Annotated in this window: 1 rRNA gene; it reads right to left on the bottom strand. The window is 57.8% G+C overall.

The window, feature by feature from the left end:
* Positions 1–67: 67 nt before the first annotated feature.
* A 16S ribosomal RNA gene (locus CHL76_RS16615) occupies positions 68–1,640 on the bottom strand.
* Between the last annotated feature and the right edge of the window lie 37 nt (positions 1,641–1,677).

The following is a 1,677-nucleotide window of genomic DNA, read 5'->3' as shown; positions in this document are numbered from 1 at the left end:
TCTCTCAAAAGGAAAGCCAAGCCAGGCCCCTGCCCGGTCCCTGCGGGACCGGGGTCATGCTCCATAGAAAGGAGGTGATCCATCCCCACCTTCCGGTAGGGATACCTTGTTACGACTTCACCCCAATCATCTGCCCCACCTTCGGCGGCTGGGTCCCRGRAGGGTTCCCTCACCGACTTCGGGTGTTGCAAACTCTCGTGGTGTGACGGGCGGTGTGTACAAGGCCCGGGAACGTATTCACCGCGGCATGCTGATCCGCGATTACTAGCGATTCCGGCTTCATGCAGGCGAGTTGCAGCCTGCAATCCGAACTGAGAATGGCTTTTCTGGATTGGCTCCCCCTCGCGGGTTCGCTTCCCGTTGTACCATCCATTGTAGCACGTGTGTAGCCCAGATCATAAGGGGCATGATGATTTGACGTCATCCCCACCTTCCTCCGGTTTGTCACCGGCAGTCACCTTAGAGTGCCCAACTGAATGCTGGCAACTAAGATTAGGGGTTGCGCTCGTTGCGGGACTTAACCCAACATCTCACGACACGAGCTGACGACAACCATGCACCACCTGTCATTCCGTCCCCCGAAGGGGAACCGCCTCTCTCGAGGCGTAGCGGAAGATGTCAAGATCTGGTAAGGTTCTTCGCGTTGCGTCGAATTAAACCACATGCTCCACCGCTTGTGCGGGCCCCCGTCAATTCCTTTGAGTTTCAACCTTGCGGTCGTACTCCCCAGGCGGAGTGCTTAATGCGTTAGCTTCGGCACTACGGGTATCGAAACCCCTAACACCTAGCACTCAGCGTTTACGGCATGGACTACCAGGGTATCTAATCCTGTTTGCTCCCCATGCTTTCGCACCTCAGCGTCAGGTACAGACCAGAGAGTCGCCTTCGCCACTGGTGTTCCTCCACATATCTACGCATTTCACCGCTACACGTGGAATTCCACTCTCCTCTTCTGTCCTCAAGTTTCGCAGTTTCCAATGGCCTTCCACGGTTGAGCCGTGGCCTGTCACATCGGACTGACGAAACCGCCTGCGTGCCCTTTACGCCCAATAATTCCGGACAACGCTTGCCCCCTACGTATTACCGCGGCTGCTGGCACGTAGTTAGCCGGGGCTTTCTGGACAGGTACCGTCAGCACGCCAGCCTGTTCGACTGGCGTGGGTTCTTCCCTGTCAACAGAGCTTTACGATCCGAAAACCTTCATCACTCACGCGGCGTTGCACCGTCAGGCTTTCGCCCATTGCGGATGATTCCCTACTGCTGCCTCCCGTAGGAGTCTGGGCCGTGTCTCAGTCCCAGTGTGGCCGATCACCCTCTCAGGTCGGCTACGCATCGTCGCCTTGGGGAGCCCTTACCTCTCCAACTAGCTAATGCGCCGCGGGCCCATCGGACTGCGCAAGGAYCCGAAGATCCCTGCTTTGCCGCTGACCTCAGGCGAGGTCAGGGSGTATTGGGCATTAGCCCCGGTTTCCCGGGGTTATTCCCATCAGTCCGGCAGGTTGCCCACGTGTTACTCACCCGTCCGCCGCTCGTTCCACCGGTTTCCTCCCGAAGGAGTCCGCCGGCTTCCCGCGCTCGACTTGCATGTATTAGGCACGCCGCCAGCGTTCGTCCTGAGCCAGGATCAAACTCTCCGTAAAAAGTTTGATGCTGTGGCATCAGTGATGCCCTAAAAAA

Source organism: Marinococcus halophilus, assembly GCF_002265875.1.
GTDB lineage: Bacteria > Bacillota > Bacilli > Bacillales > Marinococcaceae > Marinococcus > Marinococcus halophilus.
The sequence above is the reverse complement of the archived record's forward strand: the minus strand, read 5'-3'. Positions and strand labels throughout refer to the sequence as shown.